Below are 19,041 nucleotides of genomic sequence, written 5' to 3'. Positions count from 1 at the left end.
ATTTTCGAAAGGGGGAGACTTCAGTGTCTACATCCATGCCAAGTATTTCAGAAGCGGAATGGCGAGTCATGAACGTACTATGGGAAAAGTCGCCGTTGACGGCCAACGAAATTATTTCCTCCTTGCAAGGCCAAACAGATTGGAATCCCAAAACAGTACGTACTCTTTTGAATCGTTTGGTTCAAAAAAATGCTGTTGGCGTCAATCAAAACCAAAGAGTCTATACATTTTATCCGTTGTACTCCCAAAACGAATGCCAGCATGCTGAGGCACGGTCATTTCTTCAGCGGATTTACAGCGGAGCTCTAAAATCAATGCTTGTTCAGTTCATTCAGAAGGAATCCTTATCGGACGAGGAGATTCAGGAGCTACGTTCCATATTGGATGCGAAACAATCATCGACCGATCCTCACCAAAAATAAAGTACGCCCTTTCAAGCTGACTTGGAAAAGCCATTTCCGGTTATCCAGTTTGCTTGAAAGGGCGTCTTTTTTTTCAAAAGCTTTGCAAGAAAAAGGAGATTGACACTAGTGGATTACGCGTGTAATATTGTTGTGAATTCAATTGATTACAAATGTAGTACGGTATTACATACGTAGTATTCCAACTAATTTTCCAAGAAAGAGGTTTGTCATCCATGAAAGTTTACACATCGAGACTGTTTGGATTCACAGTGAAAACAATATTTCTTACGCTTCTGACTCTTGCTGGTTGCTCTTCTGCTGAAACGCCTGTCGCAAAAACGGAAACGTCCGCATCTGCAATGGATATAAAGTTCGCTGCACTGGAAAAACAGTTTGGTGCGAGGCTCGGCGTATATGCGATCGACACCGAAACAGATTTGGCAGTTGCTTATCGCGAAGATGAACGATTCGCTTTTGCCTCTACGTACAAGGCTTTAGCCGCAGGTGCAGTCTTGCATCAGAAACCATTGGAAGAGCTCGACAAAGTCATCACCTACACAAAGGACGACCTCGTTACTTATTCACCGATCACAGAAAAACACGTAGCGACCGGGATGACTCTTCGCGAGGTTGCAGACGCCGCAGTTCGCTATAGCGACAACACAGCCGGAAATCTGTTGTTCAAAGAATTGGGTGGCCCGAAAGGCTTTGAATCAGCTCTGAGACAGATTGGTGATGGTGTTACGAAATCCGAGCGCTATGAGACGGAACTGAATGAGGCTAAGCCAGAAGATCTTCGCGATACAAGCACACCGAAAGCACTTGCAACGAGCCTCCGAGCCTATACGGTAGGGAATGCGCTGTCGTCTGACAAGCAGAAGATTCTTATCGAGTGGCTGCAAGGCAACACGACGGGAGCCAAGCTGATTCGAGCGGGCGTTCCTAAAGACTGGATTGTCGGAGATAAGACGGGAGCAGCGAGCTACGGAACGCGAAACGATATAGGGATCATATGGCCACCGAATAAAAAGCCGATTGTCATTGCCGTGCTGTCTAGCAGAGATAAGCAGGATGCTACTTATGATGATGCGCTCATTGCTGAAGCTACCAAGATTGTTGTTGACGCACTGACGGCTGCAAAACCGTAATCGATCAACACGTGAGGTGATCACCAGATGATAGATAATGGTGCATACTTACTTGTAAAAAAAGGGGACCCTAGCCAAGTTGCCACGCGCAAATATCTCACGAAGGATCGCTGTACAATCGGGCGGAGGGGGACTAGTTTTCAACTGGACATTACCTTTTCCAGTCCGTACATTTCGAGAATGCATGCAGCCTTTCAAAGGATCGGGAACGATTACAAAATTATCGATTTGGAAAGCAAGCATGGCACAGAGGTAAACGGGACCCCGCTTCATTACTCCTCTCACATTCTTTGTCACGGGGATCAAATAAGCTTGTCAAAAGGGGTAGCTGAGCTCGTCTTTTTACGAGAGGTCAATAGACTGGATGATACGGTAGAGCTCCCTTTCACGCAGCCGAAGAATGCGTCGCTTTTGCCAGGTTTGGAAATTCATTTGGAGAGACGAGAAGTTCGTATCGACGGAACAAGACTTCCTTTAACCGGAAAAGACATGGATTTGCTGAAGCTTCTCTACCAAAAGGCGAACAAGGCCGTTAGTTTTGAAGAAATTATGTTGACCGTTTGGCCAGAGCGAATGCTGTATGAGGGTAACGTCCCAGATGTCGGACAGGTGGAAGTCAATGCGCTCGTGTATCGATTAAGGAAAAAGCTTCGGCACTACGGGCAGCAAATCACGACGATTCCGCGATATGGATATCGCTTAGATGTTTGAATGAGTGAAAGTAAAATCCAGGTGAGAGAAACTCCTGCAAAACGAACTCCTTCTCAAAACCAACATGAGAAGGAGTTTGTTTATGTAAGGTGTTTTCTTTTTTCTTCCAATCGACTAAAATTTTGATATAGGCCAGAAGTCATTGCTCTATTTCCTAATCATTCAGTCATAGGAGCCCTTATTATGAAAAAAATCGTAGGTATTGCTTCGATGGTCGCTTTACTAGGCTTTAACGCCTATTTGTGGCCGACATTAATTCACGCGGTAAAAACAGATGGACGAACGAATACAAAAACAGCATCTGTCTCACAAAAAGCAGGTACTGCCAAGCCTGCTATGGATTTGGCTAATCAAGGCCCGCGCGCTGCTAACGTTTCCGCCTATCCGGTTGAAAAGCCTGTAGCTGTATCAGCACCTACCCCAGCGTCGGCGCAAAAACAAAGCGAATGGAAGCCAAAAACAAAAGCGGTAGCAGTTGCTAAAACGAGCACACCGAAGAAGAAAACACAAAAGACGAAAACCTCAACAAAACCAGTCAAGAAACAGACTACGCGCCCTCCGGTAAAAAAAGTGCCAACGTATCCGGCTTGGGATGATAACGGCCTCTATGTCGTAGACGATGGAGGACCAGGAAGTAGTTGGGTGGAGCTGTCGGATGGTTCTTTGATGCGTAAGAGCGACGGGACACGGACGTTTAACCTGCCCTATAACAAGAATCCATTCACTGGAGAGATCAAGCCGACTGTAGAACCGATGTCGGAAGCGGCGTATAAAATGTGGAAGGGCAATCAAGCCCAGCAGCCATCTCCATTCAGCCCGTCACCGTTCGGACGATAATAAACCGAAAAAATGCTCCGAGAAAAAGGAGCATTTCTTTTTGATATGTAGTCAAATTTGAATATAATAACGTATAGTATTTTGATTTAACCACCCAGGAGGGCGAAGCAATGATTGCAAGAGAAAGTAAAGTGAATATGGTGTTAGCGGGGCTACTGCTAGGTCTCCTGATGGCTTCCATGGACAATACCATTGTCGCGACGGCTATGGGTACGATTGTCGGTGAGATGGGCGGCATGGATAAGTTTGTTTGGGTGACATCAGCGTACATGGTCGCTACGATGGCGGGGATGCCGATATTCGGTAAACTCTCCGATATGTATGGGCGAAAACGTTTTTACGTATTTGGTCTCATCGTATTTTTGTTAGGGTCTATTTTATGTGGGACGGCAAACAGCATCGTTGAGTTGAGCATTTATCGGGCGATTCAAGGGATTGGTGGCGGAGCGCTGATGCCGATTGCCTTCACGATTATTTTTGACGTATTCCCGCCGGAGAAGCGTGGAAAGATGACGGGACTTTTCGGAGCTGTATTCGGTACGTCCAGCGTATTGGGACCTTTGCTCGGTGCGTATATTACCGAATATGTCAGCTGGCATTGGATCTTTTACATCAATGTACCGATTGGTGCTGTTTCCCTCTGGTTGATCTCGATGTATTACAAGGAGTCGCTGGAATACCGCAAGCAGAGTATTGACTGGTGGGGAGCGATTACGCTGGTCGGGGCGGTAGTGAGTCTGATGTTTGCACTTGAGCTGGGCGGCAATCAATACGCGTGGGATTCGATGCAGATTATTGGATTGTTCTCTTCCTTTTTCTTGTTGTTTGTGATTTTTCTATTTGTCGAGAAGCGGGCATCTGATCCGATTATTTCGTTCTCCATGTTCAAGAAGCGGTTATTTGCCACGACAAATGCGGTTGCATTGTTGTATGGAGCTGCTTTCATTATCTCTACAGTTTACCTGCCGATTTTTATCCAAGGGGTCTATGGCGGGTCAGCGACGAATGCCGGATTACTGTTGACACCGATGATGCTCGGCTCGGTTGCTGGTAGCCAGCTAGGTGGATTTCTGACGACGAAGACCAGCTTCCGTAATATTATGCTTCTGTCCGCAGTCTTTTTCATCCCAGGTATTTTTCTTTTGAGTACACTGACGCCTGAGATTTCTCGTTCAATCGTTACACTTTATATGGTGATTGCAGGGTTTGGCGTGGGCTTCTCTTTCTCCACCTTGGGAATTTCAGCCATTCATGGCTTTGATATGCGTCAAAGAGGATCGGCCAGCTCGACGAACTCTTTTTCCCGTTCATTGGGAATGACATTGGGGATCACCGTATTTGGGATCTTGCAACGTAACTCGTTTGAAAACGGCTTGTTCTCTGCCTTCGGGGGTCAAGGGATGACGAATGCCATTACAGACCCACGAGCGATTTTGACACCAGAAGCGCGCGAATCCATTCCGGCTCCTATTTTGGATAAAATGATTGATATTCTTGCTTCTTCGATTGCGAATACGTTTATGTGGGCGCTCGTTCCTGCTGCACTTGCTCTCGTATGCATTTTGCTGATGGGAAATGATCGGGCATTGGGGAAATCGCCTACCGCACCGAAACCGGAACGCGGATAGAGGAGAATCGTCATGAGTCTAAAATTGCTTGTTCTGGGATTGCTGATGGAAGGGGAGAAGCATCCCTATGAGGTTCAGCAGCAGGTGAAGGCAAGGGGAATGGATTGTTACATGAAATATGCCAAGGGCTCCCTCTACTATGCCTTCGACCAACTGGAAAAGAGCGGGATGATTGAGGTCAAAGAAGTCATTCGTGAGACTAACCGCCCAGATAAGAAGATGTATGGGATCACGCCAAAAGGCGAAGAGCAATTCCAACAGCTTCTCTTGGAAGAACTGCAAAAACCGATGCAGCTGACCAATCCGATCTACGCGGCTCTGACTTTTGCTTCGTATGGTGATCCACAAAAAATGGATGAGGCCTTGGAAGTTAATATCCAGGAAGTAAGACGGTTAGCTGGATTGTTGGAATCGATCCAGGAGGAAAAAAGAGAGAGGCTTAGCTGGGGAGCACGAGCGATTCTGATCGGTGCCGTTGAGCATTTGCACGCAGAGATGCGCTGGATGGAACGCATCCGAGAAGAATCATGGGGCCGTTGATTTTGAATTTATTATGAACATTGGACTATTTTCAACATTATGATAGTTTTTCGTTTATAATAGTGGTAATTTCAATGGCAAGGATGGTACCCGCACATGATGAAATCTGCCCTCGGACGCTTCCGTCTCATCGGCCTGATCGAAGGCGTCTCGTATTTGGTACTTCTCGGGATTGCTATGCCGCTTAAGTATTTTATGGATTACCCGGCTGCAGTTAAAATTGCCGGTTCGCTTCATGGATTGTTTTTTGTCCTGTATATTTTGGCGCTGGCACATGTTACAATAACCAATAAGTGGTCCTTCTTGAAAGTGATCGGGGCTTTTATCGCTTCATTACTGCCATTCGGCAACTTTGTTCTGGATGCACGCCTGAAAAAAGAGCAGTAAGTATACACATTACACATTATGTAAGGCACTAGAAGGCGGGTCATTGTACCCGTCTTTCGTACATATTCAAAAGAGAAAAAAATGGAGGGGATCTGTGTGGAGACCAGAATTTTAGCAGGAATTCTTTTGTGGGACGAAGTGGAACAGTACGTTCTTGAAACCGTGATGGAGGACCGTTACAAGCTGGTTTTGCCGCAGATTATCACGCTTGCGAACACAGAAGAAAAGGTAGCGACAGATGAATTGAGCGAACAATTTGTCGGTCAAAATGTTATTGCCAGATGCTTCGTTTGATATGAACAGATAATTCTGAAAAAAGGTGTGGATAGGCGTGGAACTGCGTGACCGCTATGCTGGGAGTTTGCTAGGATTAGCCGTTGGAGATGCACTCGGCACTACTTTAGAATTTCGCAAACCGGATACCTTCCAGCCACTTACAGAAATGGTCGGCGGAGGACCGTTCGATTTAAAGCCGGGAGAATGGACGGATGATACGTCGATGGCGTTGTGCCTGGCTGAGAGCTTGATTACACAGAACGGCTTCGATCCGGTTGATCAGATGAACCGATATGTAGCCTGGTTTCGAGAGGGTTATATGAGCTGCAAGGATCACTGCTTCGATATCGGGAATATCACCAAAGAAGCGCTGTGGCGTTTTGAGCAGACCAAAAATCCATTCAGCGGATCGGATCATCCGATGTCGGCAGGGAATGGCTCGATTATGAGGCTAGCACCAGTCGCACTCTATTATGCCAAACAACCAGAGCTCGCCATTGATTACTGTGCGCAAAGTTCTCGCACCACACACGCGACGGCAAAGGCAGTAGATGGCTGTCGTTTTCTCGGGGCATTACTTCTGGGGGCTCTACAGGGTATTTCGAAAGAGGAGTTGCTCACTGATTCGTTTTCTCCACTAGCCGGTGTATGGGAAAAGCAACCGCTTGATCCTGATATCGCCCGAGTCGCAAATGGTTCCTATAAACGGAAAACTAAAAAAGAGATCAAAGGGTCGGGGTATGTCGTCGATTCGCTTGAAGCGGCGCTTTGGGCATTTTATTCCAGTAGTTCTTTCGAAGAAGGCCTCTTCCTAGCGGTAAATCTCGGGGATGATGCGGATACGACGGGAGCTGTCTACGGTCAATTGGCAGGTGCTTTTTATGGAGTAGAGGACTTGCCTCAACGAATGGTTAAGCTGTTGGCCAAGCGGGAATTGATGGAGGAGTTCGCTCAGAAATTGTACGAGCAAGCTACCCGTTAACGGCCTAATTTCTCTCAGGCGAACATAGATAAAAAACGATAAGCACTACCAATCAGGCAGTGCTTATCCTCCTGTTTAGGCATGGACAAGTTCTGGAGTTTGTATATGAAGAGGCGGCGGAACCAACCAGCCTTTTTCTTTTGAAATGCGGAGCAATCTGAGGCCAAATTGAGCTTTTGCAACATGGTATTGACCAAAAAGCATTCCGATATCTTCTCGGATGGATTGTGCCATGATTTGACTGCAGGCAACCAATCCGGCAGCAATGTCTCTTGAAACACCGGCAGCGATCTCAGGGTCATTCATACGGGCACCGGCTGGAATACTTTCCAGATTCGCTACCGGTCGATCCGGTGGGGTAGGTGGCAACCCAATGCCATTCACTTTGAGCAATTCATCCAGCTGTTCCACTTCTTGTTTCATGCTTCGCGTAATGTCTTCGAGGAAGCCTTTCAGATCATGATCACCAGTATGGTTGAGTGCTGTTTGATAACCCGCGAGCAAGCCCTTTGTCGTTGACAGATACATCCATACTCCAGAAACCTCGCCATAATGCATCGGTTCATTTTGCGGATTGCCTGATAAAATACCCATTAATGTCCTCCCAGTACTCAGTAGAGTTTTGATATCCATTCGGGTTCTCCTAACTTTGTAATGTAACCCAAAGATAAGGTTTACAAGGGGGACGGGATCTATCCGCTTTAGGAAGAGGAGAATTATTTTCCGGGTTCTTTCTTGATACGATTATGATCGTATATCCCCAAAAAGCGATGGTACACAAATTCAGCCACACCTAAAAGGGCTACCGTAATGATCAACTCGCCAAAACTTAGTGGCCAATTCATCCATCTGGCAACTGCCCATAAGTAAATAGCAGCGATCACTGCATCTGCAATCGTGGCCGTAACATTATTGGTTGCACGCAATATCAATTGATCGCCAATCAGATAAGCAATGACGGTCAAGCCGAGTGCTGTTAAAATAGCGGATGTCCAGGTTGCATTTGTAAACAACCATAAACAGGCGACGACAATAATGCCGTTAACAGCAGTCTTGATTAAAAATCGAGTCATTTATTACTCTCCTCTACTTCCAGTTTAAAACAAAGAGATTTTCAGCCACTTTCCTATGTGAAAATAAGTGTCTCGATGCTTACTGTTTTACAAAACAACAAGGTTTATGCGAATGCTGTCTGGCCCCGGTTTGAGTGGGGGTAGCAGAGGGAAGCCCGCCTGCGGGGATAATCCCTTATGACGAAACAAAAAAGCAGCCAGTCCTCTTTTGCAGATACAAAGCAAGAGAGGGCTGGCTTTTCATATTGTTACTGCTGGCTTGCTTTTGCAGCCTGGACCAGCATTTCTTTGGAAACGGTTGGCGAATCGGTAGCTATACGATACATGATCGGTTGCTCTCCATCTTGATCCAACCAAGACAGCTCTTGATACTGACCGGATTCACTAAACAAGAACTGGTCGTTTTTCGTGTAATGCGCTTTTTTTCCGCTGACAGTTACTGCGTCGTATTTCGTTGTTTCTGGTGTGCTCAATTGTACATCTAGCTGTTCTTTCGGGAATTTCTCGACCGTAACAAAGATACGTTCTTTTTGCTCGTTCTCATACAGACTGGTATACGCTTGGATAGGAGAAGTCGCTTGTGGAACGACTTTCCATACGACATTTTTACCTGTTTCCTTGCTTTCTTCTTGAAGCTCATGCAGCCACTGCTGTCCTTCTTGACCCATCATGACACCGTAGGGAGTACCCTGTTTGCCTTCAAGGAAGGAAAAGCTGTCAGGAAGCTGGTGTGGCAAGGCATGTGAGAGAGAAGCTTCTTCACTGAGGACGGCAGTCCATGCTTTCCAATCTTTCACCACATCCGGCTTTTCGATGCCAATCATGGGGTTTTGTTGAAAGAGAGGGTGCTTCTCTTTTTCAAGCGCTGCGAAGTAGACAAGGGCAGTCTCGCCTGTTGCCAGTTTGTTCTCAACGTTTGCCAATTCCAGACGGATTTCTTTAGTGGTTATTTGTGTCAATGTAAAATCCTTACGTGCTTGAACTTCCATTTGGACAGAGCCTTCATCAATTTTGTACAACAAGCTGTGTGTCGCATAACCAAAACCAGTAGTCAGGGCGAACGCTGCTGCAACATGTACCAGCTTTGGACGAAAGCGCATCCCTTTGTGCAAACGCGGCTTGCCAGCGAACTCCTTTTTGGCTAATCGTTCGATTTTGCTATCCAATGCAGGATCAATGTGGACCTTCCCTGCTGCCAACTCATACTCATTTCTCAGCTTTTTTTCAATGAACATGAAAAGATGCCTCCTCAGGATTGATTCGATGCTCAAAATGCTCTCTCAACTTTTTCATTGCCAAGTGATGTCTCGATTTCACCGTTCCGAGCGGGATTTGAAGAATCGCAGCAATTTCCTCCAAGGAACAGTTCTGATAGTAACGCAGTACGACGATTTCCTTGAGCTTGAAGGATAATTTCTCTACGGCAGGAATGACTTCCAGCTCATCACTGATCGCCCCCAGCTTATCCTCCATACCTGCAACAGGTGCTTCGTAGCCTTTTTCCTTTACCCGCTCCAGCAGGCGGAACCTTCGCCAAATGCTCCGATTCCAGTTGCGAACCTGCCGCACAATCAAGCCGTTGAACCATGGGATAAAGGGCTGCTCCACATCGTACCTGTCAATGCTTCGAATCAACTCCACGTACACTTCACTCATCATGTCGTCTACATCCTGTTTGTGTGGCGCCAGAAAATAGATCAGATTGTAGGCGTACGTGCGAGTTGCTCGATAGACTTCTTGAAAAGCTTCTTCCCCTCCTTGGCGCATCCGGATGAGCCAAGGCTTTACATTTTCCTCTTTCATAGGCCGGCCTCCATTCAGGTCTTACATAATATATTGGCTCCCATTTGCCTGGGAGGTTCACTTCGTTTTTTTATTGTGTGTTATTAGAAAATTTTAAACAGAAAAACTTTTCTTTGTCTTTTTCAGTAGTTTTGAGTAGTTCGACATTAGTATACAAAATAAGACATAGAGCAAGGGGGATTTAAGGTTGATTAGTTTTCATCAAGTAAATAAACATTACGGAAGCTTTCATGTCCTCAAGAACATCAACCTGCATATCAACCAGGGAGAAGTCGTCGTGGTCATTGGCCCGTCAGGATCGGGTAAAAGCACGATGGTTCGTTGCATCAACAGATTGGAAACGGTTACAGACGGAGAGCTAGTGGTAGACGGGGTGAAAGTGAACGGTAAAAACACCGATATCAACAAGCTGCGTCGGGACATCGGCATGGTGTTCCAGCACTTCAATCTATACCCGCACAAGACCGTACTGCAAAACATTACGTTGGCACCAACCAAGGTACTGGGCGTATCGCAGAAGGAAGCCGAAGAAACAGCTCTCTATTATTTGGAAAAGGTAGGGATTCCGGAAAAGGCGGAAATGTTCCCAACGCAACTATCTGGCGGTCAACAGCAACGCGTAGCAATTGCGCGCGGACTGGCTATGCGACCAAAAATCATGCTGTTTGACGAACCGACCTCTGCACTGGACCCCGAGACAATCGGAGAAGTGCTCGATGTCATGAAGAAGCTGGCGAAGGAAGGCATGACGATGGTGGTCGTGACGCATGAAATGGGCTTCGCCCGCGAAGTGGCAGATCGCATCGTGTTTATGGATCAGGGCACGATTCTCGAAGATTCGACACCAGAGGAGTTTTTCGCAAGTCCGCGTGAAGAACGTGCGCGTTTGTTCTTGAGTCGGATTTTGAATCACTAAAAAAAGAAAATGATAGAGAAAAGGGGTATTCAGATGAAAGCAAACAAGCTGTGGAAAAAGGTAGCAGGTATGGGTCTCGTTCTGATGCTAAGCGCAACTGCGTTGGCAGGCTGTGGTGGAGGTAGTACAACAGAAGGCGGCGCAAAAGGTACACCAGCTGCAGCAGGTACAGGCACATTGGCAAAAATCAAAGAAAGAGACAAATTCGTAGTCGGAGTGAAGTACGACCTGAATTTGTTCGGCTTGAAAGACCCGGCAACCGGAAATGTAGAAGGCTTCGATATCGATATTGCGAAAGCGATCGCAAAGAAAGTACTCGGGGACGAAAACAAAATTGAGCTGAAGGAAGTAACCTCCAAAACGCGTATTCCGATGCTGAAAAACGGAGAAATTGACGCGATCATCGCAACGATGACCATTACAGAAGACCGTAAAAAAGAAGTAGACTTTTCTGATGTGTACTTCCTGGCAGGTCAATCTTTCTTGGTGAAAAAGGACAGCCCAATCAACGGTCTGAAAGACATGCAAAAAGGCATGAAAATCGTGACCGCAAAAGGTTCTACTTCTGCGAAAAACATCAGAGCGAGTGCTCCTGACGTAGAAGTACTGGAATTCGAAAACTACGCGGAAGCCTTCACAGCACTCAAAGCTGGTCAAGGTGACGCGCTGACAACTGATAACGCTCTCCTGTACGGCATGGCGAAGCAAGATCCGAACTACCGTGTAACAGAAGAGACCTTCACGGAAGAGCCATACGGTATTGCAATCAGCAAGGGTGACGCTGAATTCGTGAAAACCGTGAACGATCTGCTGAAAGAAATGAAAGAAAACGGTGAATACGACAAGATTTACGAAAAATGGATCGGAACAAAACCTAAAAAATAATGCGGTTCGACTCCATAAAGAATGAGCGGTTTACTCTGCCGCTCATTCCCTTATATTCCTAACAGAATTTTGCACACAAGGAGGATCGCATAAGAGATGATCGATTTTTCTATCTTGTTTGATCACATGGATATGTATCTCAAAGGCTTTTGGAACACCTTGCAGGCGAGCCTGCTTGCTCTCGTTGGGAGCTTTGTACTGGGGACGCTCTTTGCGATCTTTCGGATTTCTCCGATTCGACCACTCAAGTGGATCGCTACGGCATACATCGAGTTTGTGCGTAATATCCCGTTGATTCTCGTCGTTTTCCTCTTTTTTGTGGGCTTGCCGGCCATTGGTATCATACTGGAGCCTTTTATTGCAGGTACGCTTGGCTTGACAGTGTATACCGCAGCATTTATCGCAGAGACGATCCGCGCAGGCATTCAGGCGATTCCAAAAGGACAGACAGAAGCCGCTCGTTCCTCGGGATTGACGTACGGACAAACGATGCGCTATATCATTTTGCCACAAGCGATCAAGGTCGTGATCCCGCCGATGGGCAACCAGTTTATCAATCTCGTAAAAAACTCCTCGGTATTAGGTGTGATTGCAGGTCTTGACCTGATGTACTATGGAGATCTGATTTCCGCTGATACGTTTGTTACCTTTGATGTGTACATCTTTGTAGCTGTTTTCTATCTGATTCTGACCCTTCCGTTGAGCGCGTTCGTCAGTTATTTGGAGCGACGCTTGGCTGGAAGCCGCTAAGGAGGAGGGGACATCATGGACTTTACCGGAGCATATGCGCCCAGTCATTTGACCTTCCTGCTCGAAGGCTTTTTGGTCACTTTGCAGGTCGCTTTCTTGTCAATTGTCTTCAGTTTTACGATTGCGATTATCGTAGGGGTTTTGCGTTACGCAAAAATTCCCGGAGTCTCACAAGTTCTCGGGACAATCGTAGAGCTGATTCGTAATTTGCCGCTCTTGTTGATTATTTTCTTTACGTATTTTGCTCTCCCGGAAGTGGGAATCAAGCTGGACAAGTTTTGGGCTGCTGTTTTGGCGTTGGTTATTTTCGAAGCAGCGATGTTATCGGAAATTGTGCGAAGCGGTTTAACTTCGGTCGAAAAAGGACAGATTGAAGCTGCACGTTCCTCAGGTCTGAATTATGTCCAGACACTGTGGCATGTTGTCCTTCCACAGGCTCTCAGAAGGATGGTTCCGCCGATTGTGAGCCAATTCATTTCGCTCTTGAAGGATACATCGCTGGCTGTCGTAATCGCTTTGCCAGAGCTGATGAACCATGCGCAAATCATCAACGGACGCAATGTTAACTACGTTATCCCGACCTTCCTGATGGTGGCAGTGATGTACTTTGTCGTCAACTACGCGCTGTCAGTCGTCTCCAAGCGACTGGAAAATAAGCACGCGTAAGCGTTTTATCTTTGCAGATCTCCGATTCTTAGTAAAATAAGAATAGGAGATCTTTTTCCGTGTGAAAGGAGCAGCTATGCGAGAACGCCTTTTGATCCTGTTTATTATCATGCTGGCAACTGCTTTTTTTGGAGAGATGAAGGTAAACCCCGTAGGAGGGTCTTTTCGTTTTTCCTTGGGCATCGCTGCTTTCTTTTTCGGATTGCTGTGGTTTTCGTCCGTACCTGTATTGCTGACGGGTTTTTTTACAGGGACGTTTATCTTCGGATTTCGCGTCGGTATGGATGTCTTTTTTGCGTACCGTCCATACATGGAGAGTGTGGCTGCTCATCTTCCCTCCGCCTTTTACTATTTCAGCTTTACGGTTCTGTTTTATTTGCTCCGTGCGCGAAGGTATCGCGAGTTTCCTCTATGGTTAGGGCTGATAGGTGCATCTATTGATTTCATCTCCAATGTGGTAGAGATCCAAGTACGACAGTATTTCACTGATTTTCCGCCGATCACTTGGCAGAGCTTTTTGATGCTTCTCTTCTTTGGGGTCTTGCGCAGCTTTTTTGCTGTTGGTTTGTACAACAGCTTTTCGATCAGGCAGTTGCGGGCAGTGGGAGAGGTGCGTCAGCAAGAGTTGGAGCGTCTGCGGATGATCAATACGGAGCTGTATGAGGAAGCCTTTTACTTGCGCAAATCAATGACGCATTTGGAGGAAATCACGCGTGAGAGCTATCAGCTCTACAGACGTCTGCTCACCTCGGAGCATGCGGAATCCCCGACGGCCTTGGCGATTGCCGAGAATGTACATGAAGTAAAAAAAGATTCGCAGCGGATGCTGGCGGGGATTTCCAAGCTAATCAATCAGGAGGGACTAGCACCACAACTACCGATCAAAGAGCTGTGTGAGTTGGTTGCTCGGGCGAATCAGAAGTACGCCGAGATGTTGGGAAAGGAAATTCAAATCGAGTGGAGCTGTCACATCAACCTGTCTACCAGCCAAATCTATGCGCTGCTCTCCGTGCTAAACAACCTGGTAGCCAATGCAGTAGAGGCGATTCCCATGTCGGGACGGATTGAGCTGAATGTGAAGCTGATTCATCGTCATCTGGTGTTCAGTGTACTTGACAGTGGTCCGGGAATCCCGCTGGAAGAGCAGGAATGGGTGTTTCAGCCCGGGTATACGACGAAATATGATGAAAAGGGAAATGCATCTACCGGAATTGGACTGACGCATGCCCGAGGAATTGTCCAAAGCCTACAAGGAAGCCTGCGTATTTTACCTGATCAGAAGCAAATGACACACTTGGAAGTGCAAATTCCGACTGACCAATTGCTCGGAAAGGAGGGAGTGTAAGCAATGATACGTTTCTTTTTAATTGAAGATGATGCCGTAGTGCGCCGCATGCTCGAACGGATTATTCAAGACAGCGGGTTGGGTGAAATTGTAGGACAAGCCAGCGACGGCAGTCACGTATCGATTGATCTACTGTATGGGGTCGATGTCATTTTGATCGACTTGTTGATGCCGGGACTCGATGGCATCCAAACAATCAAAAAGTTGCAGGCAGATGGCTTCGCGGGCCGCTTCATTATGGTGTCACAGGTGGAGAACAAGGAAATGATCGGGGAGGCTTATTTGCAAGGAATTGATACCTTTATTCAAAAGCCGATCAACCGCCTTGAAGTCATGGCTGTGCTAAAGCGGGTATCGGATTACTTGACGCTGGAAGCCTCTCTGCAAACCATCCGCAAATCCTTGCAAATCCTGGATGTCAAAGCAAAAGAACCACATACCAGCGGCTTGAAAAGTCAGTCATCCGATCAGGATATTCTGGCACAAAAAGCGAGAAAGCTGCTGTTGCAGCTAGGGATCGCAGGTGAAGCCGGGGCTCCCGATCTGCTATTGATCATGGAATGGCTCGTACAGGATGAGCGGCAAGGAGACAAGCTGCACGAATTGCAGCTCAAGGAACTGTACACACAAATTCTGCTGAAGGTGCATGCCAGCCTGAATGAGCATGGAATTACCAAAGAGGTGCGTGCCATGGAACAACGGATTCGCCGGATGGTCCTGCAAGCCTTTACGCATCTTTCCTCATTGGGGTTGACCGACTATGCCAACCCGACCTTTGAACACTTTGCACCACGATTGTTTGACTTTCAAGAAATTCGCCAACGGATGCAAGAGCTGGAGGCGGGCGAAAAAACGACGAAGTGCCGGATTAGTGTGAAAAAGTTTTTATCGGTCTTTTATATGGAAGCGAAGGCGCTATAAATAGCAAAAACGCGGGAGTCGATCTAAACGATCAAATCTCCCGCGTTTTTTATTCATGCCTTTGCCTGATTCACAAGCTCGGAAAAAGCACCATACAAACCAATTGCCCCATACTGCTGCTGGTACTCCTTTATCGACCCATCACGCACGATTTTCCCATTCATCAAGAAAATTGCCCGATCCGCTACCGCATCTGCCACCTGCAACTGGTGTGTCGTAAAGAGAACGGATTGACCCGCTAGCTTTACTTCCCGCACGAGATCGACAAATGCATCCATCCAATACGGATCGAGTCCGTTGGTCGGTTCATCGAGAACGACGAGTGCAGGCTTTGCCAATATCGCTTGGGCAAACAAGAGACGCTGCTGCATGCCTTTGGAGAACTGAGACACTCGTTTGTTTCTCACTTCATGCAGTCCCACCATTTTCAGCAGCCGATCCGCCTCTTCGGCGGTGCGATTGCGCAGGGAAGCGTAAAACTCGAGCGTTTCTTTCGCGGTAAGTCCGGCAGAAAACGTAAAGTGATCCGGCATATAACCGATTTCTTGAAGATACTCTACGCGATTATCGTTCCAGTTTAACCCGTTGAGCTGAATGGTTCCCGAAGAAGGCGGGAGAATACCGACCAGCATCCGCAGAATCGTACTTTTCCCTGCGCCGTTCCCGCCGCATAGGGCGACGACTTGGCCGGGTGGAATGTTCATACTGAATGGGTGGACGATTGTTTTCCCATTGATTTCCTTAGCGACCTGGTCGATGGTAAGTCCTAACGTATTCATTGCATTACCTTCTTTCCCATACCCGGATGGCTATGAACAAGGTCGCACTGATCCAGAGCAGACTGAGTGTGACAAAGATGAGATCACCAAGCGGAGAATCAGCCCAGTACACCCATTTGTAGTATTCAGGTCCAAAGATCGAGCCACCGCCTAATCTGGCAACGGAAAAGATTCGTACAAACTCCGCTGGGTTGAGAAACGTTGCGAGCTGAAGCAGAGGCTTGATCCATGTATAAGGGACGAAGCTGAGCACAGAGATGAGAAGAGTAGGCCATGCCAGAATATAGAAGAACCAGATGCTGACTCCCATCGTCAAAGCCTGCCAACGGTTTTTACTAATGGCTCCAATCAGCATGGCAATTCCCAAAAATAAAAGAATGAGACAGATGGAAAAGGCAAGCAAAAACAAAAGTGTTGAGAATGCAAAGCTTTTTCCTAACAGCATACCAGCTACACCAGACAACCCATACCCGAAGCTGACGATCGCAACTAACACGAGTGCTTGTCCCAAATATTTCCCCACCAAAAACGAAAAGGTCGTCATGGAGTAGGTAGAGAGGAGCTGCCAGCCTCCCTCTTCTTTTTCCGCCGTCAAGGAAAAAGAGGAGAGAAGCATCGTCATCAGTGGCAGCAAATACAAAATCAGATTCAGCATGGTACCTGTCGTATACGTATAACCCTTCATGTAGGACTGCGATTGGATAATCAAGAGCCCCAAACTAAACAGGGAGAACAGAGCCATAAACGAGTAGGACCATGGATTGCGAAAGCCTACCTTCACTTCTCGTTTGGCAATCAGATTGATGTGCAAAGACTCCACTCCCTCTGTTAGTTATGTGTGGTTGGGGTAGTACTATTGCTGCCGTGATCGGCAGGCTTGCTTTCGTGACCGCCATGATGTTGGCCTTCGGAAGACTGACCGTCTTTGTTCATGTGCTTGCTCATGCCATTTTCCCAGCTATGATTTTTCAACTCATCCGCACTCATGACAATACCTTTCTTTTGTTCCTGAACGAAGCTGTCTGCAGCAGACTTCTCTTTGAAAGAATAGATGCCATATGTCATTGGCGTTTTGAAGTCTTTGTCGTAAGCGTAGGTAGCTTTCTCTGCTTTTGTCCATTCTGCTGTGTAGTAATCGCGGACAAATTGTACAGCCACGTTATCGGTTCCATTCTCTTTCGTCCAGTTGTTCATGCAGCCGAGATCATCGAACTTCAGTGCTTTTCCGTCTTTTAAGACGATTTCAGTAGCATTGTGATCGTTAGGGACATGCATTTTGCAAAGGTCGCATTTGTCTACGCCTTCCGCGATATCCACAGGTTTCGGCTCTTCGCTTCCGCAGCCGACCATAAGCAGGCTAATGCCGAGAATTGCTCCGATTGTTGTACCCCATTTTTTCATTTTGTTCATGATTTTCTCACTCCTATATAAATGATCGAACAGCTTCCTACTAACAAGATAAGTCCAAGAATGCCTGCACCCCAACTGCTCGTTTGCCCGGATTCAATGAGCACGGTGTCCGAGGGTTGCATTAAAGGAGATGCGTCCTTGATTGCTGAACCGGCCCCACTTGTAAACAAGCCTTCCAGAAACACGAATCCAGGGGCTTGGAAAAACAACTGGTAGGCAGGAACCGCATCGGTCAAACCTAGGTAAAAAGGATTCATCTCGTACGGCAAATCACTGCGAGAATCCCCGTTTACATCGAGTCCTTGCAGATTGTCCCAGTAGTTTTTGTTTAAGTTGTTGTTCTGACTATCCTGGGCTTGCGCTTGGATGACGTTGGAGACAAATTGATTATCGGTTAATACGTTGTCAGAAGAGGACAAAAACTGCATGCCGATAAAGTTGAGACTGAGTAAATTGTTTTTAACCGTAATACCGGATGATTGCTCTAAATACAGTCCAACGCGGTTCCCCTCAATCGTGTTGTTTGCAATCAGCGTATCCTGTACGGTAATAAGAAGAATTCCTTGCGAACCAGGATTTTTTTGCTGTTTCAAAAATTGATTCCCGGTAACCGTCAATTTGCGCGACTCCATAAGCTGGGAGCCTGTCACATTTTCCATTCCAATGTTGTTGATGACGGTCGTATCAGAGGTGCCCATGAAATGATAGCCGTACCGCGAGCTCGTCACCAGATTTTGTTCCAAATGGTTTCGATCGCTATTTTCGACATAAAAGCCATCTTCGACATTCGTCACCTGATTTTTAATGAAACGGTTATGATCCGATTCACGCACGTCAATTCCGTTTCCTCGTCTCGCTTTTTCCGTTTGCTTTGGCTTTACTTCAGGCTGTGCTCCGTGATTATGTCCAGAACTGGTCGTTGGGCTGCCATCACCTTTGATTTTTCCGATGACTTGAACGTTGTGCAGCGTGTTGTAGTCTGCTTGCCGTAATTGAATACCGATCCCTTTCGTTTCAACGATGACATTTTCCAGGAAGTTTTGATCGCCACGGATGACAAGAGCGGCTACGTCACTGTTGATTCGCTTGTCCACGATATGGATTCCTTGTACGCTTACATTGTCGCTTTCAATCGTGAGCGTTGCCTCTTCTTCGGTCGGATTGATGATCTTCACTGGATCATTGGCTACCAATTGAATTGGCTTGGTAATGCGGATCGGACCTTTGTACAAACCATACGGGATGGTAACGGTATCGTTAGGGCGTGCTTGATCAATCATCGCCTGCAAGGAGTCAGTATCCGCAGGCGTCGCCTTTGCTGCGATAGGCAGCTGTAGAGCAACGATACAAATGACGGAGACGAAAAGTAGCGGGAGAGATAATTTTCGATTGTTCCATCGTAATGACAGGGTGCATCCTCCCCTATTCCACTAGAGAGCTCTCTTGTTTATTGCCGGATCATCGGCTGCTAGCTACATTTAGGATAACAGCCTCTTTTCATTTTCGTATGACTCAACCGGGCTATAAAACGTGTCAAAAAACGCAACGATTATGAAAAAATGGAAGGATCGAGAGGTTTA

General features: G+C 46.8%; 23 protein-coding genes. 15 read left to right on the top strand and 8 right to left on the bottom strand.

Going from position 1 to position 19,041, the window contains the following annotated elements; genetic code table 11:
* Positions 1–23 precede the first annotated feature (23 nt).
* The 9 genes from blaI (at position 24) to HP570_RS09870 (ending at position 6,913) form a co-directional block, all read left to right on the top strand.
* Positions 24–422: a penicillinase repressor BlaI gene (gene blaI / locus HP570_RS09910; protein WP_173625613.1), complete on the top strand. Its 399-nt coding sequence runs from the start codon at positions 24–26 to the stop codon at positions 420–422.
* A gap of 215 nt (positions 423–637) precedes the next feature.
* On the top strand, positions 638–1,552 hold the full coding sequence (gene blaBBI / locus HP570_RS09905) for a BBI family class A beta-lactamase (protein ID WP_173625612.1): 915 nt from the start codon (positions 638–640) through the stop codon (positions 1,550–1,552).
* 27 nt (positions 1,553–1,579) lie between these two features.
* Entirely contained in the window at positions 1,580–2,263 is a 684-nt protein-coding gene (locus HP570_RS09900; RefSeq protein ID WP_064201744.1) for an FHA domain-containing protein, read from the top strand.
* A gap of 183 nt (positions 2,264–2,446) precedes the next feature.
* Entirely contained in the window at positions 2,447–3,100 is a 654-nt protein-coding gene (locus tag HP570_RS09895) for a hypothetical protein (protein WP_173625611.1), read from the top strand.
* 110 nt (positions 3,101–3,210) lie between these two features.
* Positions 3,211–4,728, top strand: a complete 1,518-nt coding sequence (locus tag HP570_RS09890) for an MDR family MFS transporter (protein ID WP_173625610.1) — start codon at positions 3,211–3,213, stop codon at positions 4,726–4,728.
* A gap of 12 nt (positions 4,729–4,740) precedes the next feature.
* Positions 4,741–5,268, top strand: coding sequence for a PadR family transcriptional regulator (locus HP570_RS09885; RefSeq protein ID WP_173625609.1), 528 nt, complete (start codon positions 4,741–4,743; stop codon positions 5,266–5,268).
* A gap of 96 nt (positions 5,269–5,364) precedes the next feature.
* Positions 5,365–5,655, top strand: coding sequence for a DUF3817 domain-containing protein (locus tag HP570_RS09880; RefSeq protein WP_012684937.1), 291 nt, complete (start codon positions 5,365–5,367; stop codon positions 5,653–5,655).
* Positions 5,656–5,751: 96 nt separating this feature from the next.
* Positions 5,752–5,949 (top strand): hypothetical protein, encoded by a 198-nt coding sequence (locus HP570_RS09875; protein WP_231850565.1) that lies wholly within the window; start codon positions 5,752–5,754, stop codon positions 5,947–5,949.
* A 37-nt stretch (positions 5,950–5,986) separates the two neighbouring features.
* Positions 5,987–6,913 carry an ADP-ribosylglycohydrolase family protein gene (locus tag HP570_RS09870; RefSeq protein WP_173625608.1) on the top strand — a complete coding sequence of 309 codons (927 nt, stop codon included), beginning with the start codon at positions 5,987–5,989 and terminating at the stop codon, positions 6,911–6,913.
* Between the two features lie 75 nt (positions 6,914–6,988).
* Here the strand turns inward: HP570_RS09870 and HP570_RS09865 are convergent, their stop codons facing one another.
* The 4 genes from HP570_RS09865 to HP570_RS09850 all read right to left on the bottom strand — a co-directional run bounded on the left by HP570_RS09865 (position 6,989) and on the right by HP570_RS09850 (position 9,789).
* Positions 6,989–7,507 (bottom strand): DUF3231 family protein, encoded by a 519-nt coding sequence (locus HP570_RS09865; RefSeq protein WP_064201751.1) that lies wholly within the window; start codon positions 7,505–7,507, stop codon positions 6,989–6,991.
* Positions 7,508–7,629: 122 nt separating this feature from the next.
* On the bottom strand, positions 7,630–7,986 hold the full coding sequence (locus HP570_RS09860) for a DUF2512 family protein (protein WP_012684941.1): 357 nt from the start codon (positions 7,984–7,986) through the stop codon (positions 7,630–7,632).
* A gap of 248 nt (positions 7,987–8,234) precedes the next feature.
* The gene (locus HP570_RS09855; RefSeq protein ID WP_173625607.1) at positions 8,235–9,221 is read right to left on the bottom strand and encodes a hypothetical protein; all 987 of its coding nucleotides are present in this window, start codon (positions 9,219–9,221) and stop codon (positions 8,235–8,237) included.
* On the bottom strand, positions 9,211–9,789 hold the full coding sequence (locus HP570_RS09850; protein WP_173625606.1) for a sigma-70 family RNA polymerase sigma factor: 579 nt from the start codon (positions 9,787–9,789) through the stop codon (positions 9,211–9,213). Before HP570_RS09850 ends, HP570_RS09855 begins: the two co-directional genes overlap by 11 nt.
* A gap of 187 nt (positions 9,790–9,976) precedes the next feature.
* Between HP570_RS09850 and HP570_RS09845 the strand changes: the two genes are divergently transcribed.
* The 6 genes from HP570_RS09845 (at position 9,977) to HP570_RS09820 (ending at position 15,272) form a co-directional block, all read left to right on the top strand.
* Complete coding sequence (locus HP570_RS09845; protein WP_012684944.1) at positions 9,977–10,705, top strand: amino acid ABC transporter ATP-binding protein; 729 nt, start codon at positions 9,977–9,979, stop codon at positions 10,703–10,705.
* A 33-nt stretch (positions 10,706–10,738) separates the two neighbouring features.
* A complete protein-coding gene (locus tag HP570_RS09840) occupies positions 10,739–11,590 on the top strand; it encodes a transporter substrate-binding domain-containing protein (RefSeq protein WP_012684945.1) in 852 nt (283 codons plus the stop codon).
* 96 nt (positions 11,591–11,686) lie between these two features.
* The gene (locus tag HP570_RS09835; RefSeq protein ID WP_012684946.1) at positions 11,687–12,340 is read left to right on the top strand and encodes an amino acid ABC transporter permease; all 654 of its coding nucleotides are present in this window, start codon (positions 11,687–11,689) and stop codon (positions 12,338–12,340) included.
* Between the two features lie 15 nt (positions 12,341–12,355).
* Complete coding sequence (locus HP570_RS09830; RefSeq protein WP_012684947.1) at positions 12,356–13,006, top strand: amino acid ABC transporter permease; 651 nt, start codon at positions 12,356–12,358, stop codon at positions 13,004–13,006.
* Positions 13,007–13,082: 76 nt separating this feature from the next.
* Complete coding sequence (locus tag HP570_RS09825) at positions 13,083–14,351, top strand: sensor histidine kinase (protein WP_173625718.1); 1,269 nt, start codon at positions 13,083–13,085, stop codon at positions 14,349–14,351.
* 3 nt (positions 14,352–14,354) lie between these two features.
* A complete protein-coding gene (locus HP570_RS09820; RefSeq protein ID WP_173606136.1) occupies positions 14,355–15,272 on the top strand; it encodes a response regulator in 918 nt (305 codons plus the stop codon).
* 53 nt (positions 15,273–15,325) lie between these two features.
* Here the strand turns inward: HP570_RS09820 and HP570_RS09815 are convergent, their stop codons facing one another.
* From HP570_RS09815 to HP570_RS09800, 4 genes are read right to left on the bottom strand one after another with little or no spacing between them, the layout of a single operon-like run.
* A complete protein-coding gene (locus HP570_RS09815) occupies positions 15,326–16,051 on the bottom strand; it encodes an ABC transporter ATP-binding protein (protein WP_173606137.1) in 726 nt (241 codons plus the stop codon).
* Between the two features lie 4 nt (positions 16,052–16,055).
* The gene (locus tag HP570_RS09810; protein ID WP_173625605.1) at positions 16,056–16,862 is read right to left on the bottom strand and encodes an ABC transporter permease; all 807 of its coding nucleotides are present in this window, start codon (positions 16,860–16,862) and stop codon (positions 16,056–16,058) included.
* A 17-nt stretch (positions 16,863–16,879) separates the two neighbouring features.
* Positions 16,880–17,461 (bottom strand): nitrous oxide reductase accessory protein NosL, encoded by a 582-nt coding sequence (locus HP570_RS09805; protein ID WP_173625604.1) that lies wholly within the window; start codon positions 17,459–17,461, stop codon positions 16,880–16,882.
* Positions 17,458–18,750: a right-handed parallel beta-helix repeat-containing protein gene (locus HP570_RS09800; RefSeq protein WP_173625603.1), complete on the bottom strand. Its 1,293-nt coding sequence runs from the start codon at positions 18,748–18,750 to the stop codon at positions 17,458–17,460. Before HP570_RS09800 ends, HP570_RS09805 begins: the two co-directional genes overlap by 4 nt.
* Positions 18,751–19,041: the final 291 nt, after the last annotated feature.

The organism is Brevibacillus sp. RS1.1 (assembly GCF_013284365.1).
In the GTDB taxonomy this organism is placed as follows: Bacteria; Bacillota; Bacilli; order Brevibacillales; family Brevibacillaceae; genus Brevibacillus; species Brevibacillus brevis_D.
The sequence above is the reverse complement of the archived record's forward strand: the minus strand, read 5'-3'. Positions and strand labels throughout refer to the sequence as shown.

Bases quoted from the DNA above. Each gene is read 5' to 3' on its own strand.
- blaBBI (WP_173625612.1), top strand. From the start codon at position 638: ATGAAAGTTTACACATCGAGACTGTTTGGATTCACAGTGAAAACAATA.
- HP570_RS09900 (WP_064201744.1), top strand. From the start codon at position 1,580: ATGATAGATAATGGTGCATACTTACTTGTAAAAAAAGGGGACCCTAGC.
- HP570_RS09895 (WP_173625611.1), top strand. From the start codon at position 2,447: ATGAAAAAAATCGTAGGTATTGCTTCGATGGTCGCTTTACTAGGCTTT.
- HP570_RS09890 (WP_173625610.1), top strand. From the start codon at position 3,211: ATGATTGCAAGAGAAAGTAAAGTGAATATGGTGTTAGCGGGGCTACTG.
- HP570_RS09885 (WP_173625609.1), top strand. From the start codon at position 4,741: ATGAGTCTAAAATTGCTTGTTCTGGGATTGCTGATGGAAGGGGAGAAG.
- HP570_RS09880 (WP_012684937.1), top strand. From the start codon at position 5,365: ATGATGAAATCTGCCCTCGGACGCTTCCGTCTCATCGGCCTGATCGAA.
- HP570_RS09865 (WP_064201751.1), bottom strand. From the start codon at position 7,507: ATGGGTATTTTATCAGGCAATCCGCAAAATGAACCGATGCATTATGGC.
- HP570_RS09860 (WP_012684941.1), bottom strand. From the start codon at position 7,986: ATGACTCGATTTTTAATCAAGACTGCTGTTAACGGCATTATTGTCGTC.
- HP570_RS09855 (WP_173625607.1), bottom strand. From the start codon at position 9,221: ATGTTCATTGAAAAAAAGCTGAGAAATGAGTATGAGTTGGCAGCAGGG.
- HP570_RS09850 (WP_173625606.1), bottom strand. From the start codon at position 9,789: ATGAAAGAGGAAAATGTAAAGCCTTGGCTCATCCGGATGCGCCAAGGA.
- HP570_RS09840 (WP_012684945.1), top strand. From the start codon at position 10,739: ATGAAAGCAAACAAGCTGTGGAAAAAGGTAGCAGGTATGGGTCTCGTT.
- HP570_RS09835 (WP_012684946.1), top strand. From the start codon at position 11,687: ATGATCGATTTTTCTATCTTGTTTGATCACATGGATATGTATCTCAAA.
- HP570_RS09830 (WP_012684947.1), top strand. From the start codon at position 12,356: ATGGACTTTACCGGAGCATATGCGCCCAGTCATTTGACCTTCCTGCTC.
- HP570_RS09825 (WP_173625718.1), top strand. From the start codon at position 13,083: ATGCGAGAACGCCTTTTGATCCTGTTTATTATCATGCTGGCAACTGCT.
- HP570_RS09820 (WP_173606136.1), top strand. From the start codon at position 14,355: ATGATACGTTTCTTTTTAATTGAAGATGATGCCGTAGTGCGCCGCATG.
- HP570_RS09815 (WP_173606137.1), bottom strand. From the start codon at position 16,051: ATGAATACGTTAGGACTTACCATCGACCAGGTCGCTAAGGAAATCAAT.
- HP570_RS09805 (WP_173625604.1), bottom strand. From the start codon at position 17,461: ATGAACAAAATGAAAAAATGGGGTACAACAATCGGAGCAATTCTCGGC.